The 2,881-nt window shown below is 63.4% G+C and carries 3 protein-coding genes; 1 reads left to right on the top strand and 2 read right to left on the bottom strand.

The genetic code is table 11. The features are described from left to right. Window positions 1-81 precede the first annotated feature (81 nt). Window positions 82-432, top strand: coding sequence for a hypothetical protein (locus tag EN935_RS29455; protein WP_127263148.1), 351 nt, complete (start codon window positions 82-84; stop codon window positions 430-432). A 189-nt stretch (window positions 433-621) separates the two neighbouring features. On the opposite strand, the gene EN935_RS29460 is transcribed toward EN935_RS29455, so the two are convergent. Further along, entirely contained in the window at window positions 622-2,214 is a 1,593-nt protein-coding gene (locus EN935_RS29460) for a DHA2 family efflux MFS transporter permease subunit (protein WP_127263149.1), read from the bottom strand. A 22-nt stretch (window positions 2,215-2,236) separates the two neighbouring features. After that, window positions 2,237-2,881, bottom strand: a 645-nt coding sequence (locus tag EN935_RS29465) for an HlyD family secretion protein (RefSeq protein WP_164771425.1), incomplete at its 5' end; no start/stop codon positions are given.

Here is a 2,881-nt window from a genome sequence, read left to right on the forward strand (position 1 = left end):
CGGCCTGACAGAACCATCTCTTTGTTTTGACGTGATTGCGAACGGAAGACCGTTTCACATTTGCCAAGAGATAGGTCCCCCATGACCGAAAGAACCACCATGGCCGAGTCATTGCCGACAACCGCCGTCGTCCGGGTCTCGCGCGCCAGCTACGACCCGAGCCGGTTCGCCGAGGTCGACGCCGCGAGCAAGAAGACCTCGGAGTACATAATCCCGGCCATCAGACGGTTGCCGGGGCTCCTTCACTTTTATGCGGGCGTCTCGCCGAAGGGCTCGATCGTGCAAGTTAGCGTCTGGGACACCGACGAGCATGCGGCACAGTTGGACCTCCTGAAGGAGATGGTCGTCGACGGCCGCAGGGATATGGAGGCGGTCGGTGTAACGTTCACCCCGATCTTCAACCACCCGATCGACTGGACCTGGACCATCTGATCTGGGTCCGAACTCATAACCAGCAGGGGTTGTGACGCGGCCGAAGTCCTTCAGCCGACAGAACATGCATTCGTAGTCGGAAACGAAAAACTCCGGGCTTTGCGGCCCGGAGTTTTTTGCGCGATCAGAGCTTTTCGGGCGTGGACTGGAGGAGCTTCCCGAAACCGCTGCCGCGTATGGATCTCCTGTTCAATGCCCGCCGCCGCCACCGCCGGCCGCAGCCGGCTTGCGGATCAGCATGGTGAACAGGCCAAGCGTCGCAAACAGAACCGTCAGCATGAAGAACACATCCATGAAGGACAGCAACGCCGCCTGCTGCTGGACCATGCCCGACAGCTTGGAGATGGCCGCACTGGTCGCGTCCAGGCCGGGGGTCTGCTCGAAATTGAGCGTCATGTTCTGCAGCTTGGTCTGCGCGGCCTCACTGCCCCACTGCACATGCTCGGAGAGCCTTGCGTAGTGGAAGGCGTTGCGGTCGATCAGCACGGTGTTGATCAGGGCAAGGCCAACGGCGCCGCCAAGGTTGCGGGTGAGGTTGAACAGGCCTGATGCATTCTTCAACCGCTCCGGCGGCAAGGTGCCGAGTGCGATGTTGTTGATCGGCACCATGCACAGCATCATCGAACAGCCGCGCAGGATCTGCGGGATGAGCAGCTCATAGAAATCCCAGTCGGCGGTCAGATGCGTCATCCACCAGGTTCCGGTGGCGAAGCCGAAGAAGCCGATCATCATCATCAACCGCGGGTCCATCTTGTTGGACAGGATGCCCGAGATCGGCGCGGTGAAGAACATGGCCAGACCGCTGACGAACAACGCCTCGCCGATCATCATCGAATCGTAGCCACGGATGCGCCCGAGGAACACCGGGTAGAGATAGGTCAGGCCGTAGAGGCCGATGCCGATGACGAAGGAAAACAGCGAGCCGAAGGCGAAGTTGATGTTGGTGAACGCCTTCAGGTCGACGATCGGCTCCTCGGCGGTGAACACGCGCCAGAAGAACAGCACCCCGCCAATGGTCATGACGATGGCGCAGATGAACACGCCCTGGTCCTGCAGCCAGTCATTGTTGGGGCCTTCCTCCAGCACATATTCCATACAACCTAGCAAGGCCGCCATGCCGGCGAGGCCCCACCAGTCGAACTTGCTGAACAGCTTGAGGTTGGGCTTGTCGAAGTCGATCAACGTCCAGGCCGCCGTCGTCACCAGGATGCCGGGCACGACATTGACCAGGAACAGCCAATGCCAGGACATGGCATGGCTGATGTAGCCGCCGACGGTCGGGCCGATGGTCGGCGCCAGCGTCGCCACCAGGCCGATCATCGGCGATACCACGGCGCGGCGCGAGGGCGGGAAGATGGTGAAGGCGGCAGCAAAGACGCTCGGGATCATGCCGCCGCCGATAAAGCCCTGCACGGCGCGGTAGACGATCATCTGGTCGATGTTGGTGGCGGTCGCCGCCAGCGCACTGGCCGCGGTGAAGCCTGCCGCGGAGATCGTGAACAGCACGCGCGTCGACAGCATCCGGCTGAGGAAACCCGACAGCGGGATCATCACCACTTCGGCGATCAGATAGGCGGTCTGCACCCACGGGATCTCGTCGGAGCTGGCGCTCAGGCCGGCCTGGATCTCGGCTAGCGAGGCGGAGACGATCTGGATGTCCAGGATGGCCATGAACATGCCGAACACCATCGCCAGGAAGGCGATGACGCGCCGCGTCGAGATGGTGTCAGGCACAGCCGGCCTCGCCGGCGGCGCTCCTGCTGTCAGGGTTGCGGTTGCCATGGCATTGCTCCCCGGCTACCGCTCAGTTCGATGCCACTGAGCCCGACCCGGATGGGGCGGTGCGGCTGTCGACGGCGACGATGACGCTCAGGCCGGCGCGCAGCCTGCCGCTCTTCAGCACGTCGGCGGGCACATCGATGCGGACCGGAACGCGCTGCACCACCTTGGTGAAGTTGCCGGTGGCGTTTTCGGGCGGCAGCAGCGAGAACACCGCGCCGGAAGCCGGGGCCAGCGACGAGACGGTTCCCTCGAAGTCCTGGCCGTCGGTCGCATCGACCGAAATCTTGACCTTCTCGCCGGGCACCAGCCGGGCAAGCTGCGTCTCCTTGAAGTTGGCGACGATGTAGAGCTTGTCCATCGGCACGATGACGGCGAGCTTCTGGCCGGGGCTGACGAGGTCGCCCTGCTCGACGGAACGGTTGCCAACGACGCCGTCATAAGGCGCCTTGAGCACGGTGAAGGAAAGATCGCGCAGGGCCTTATCGTGGCTGAGCTGCAGGGACGCCAGCGTGCTTGCCGATTCCGCGCGCTGCGCCTGCAGCACGCCGATATTGGCCTGCGCAGCGGCGATCTGTGCGTCGGCGCCGACAAGGGCGGCGTTGGCCTGCTGCACCGCCGTCTGGGCGTCGTCCAGCTGGGCCTGCGTGCCGACATGCGTCTTGAGCAG

Origin of the sequence: Mesorhizobium sp. M7D.F.Ca.US.004.03.1.1 (genome assembly GCF_003998635.1) — a bacterium.
In the GTDB taxonomy this organism is placed as follows: domain Bacteria; phylum Pseudomonadota; class Alphaproteobacteria; order Rhizobiales; family Rhizobiaceae; genus Mesorhizobium; species Mesorhizobium loti.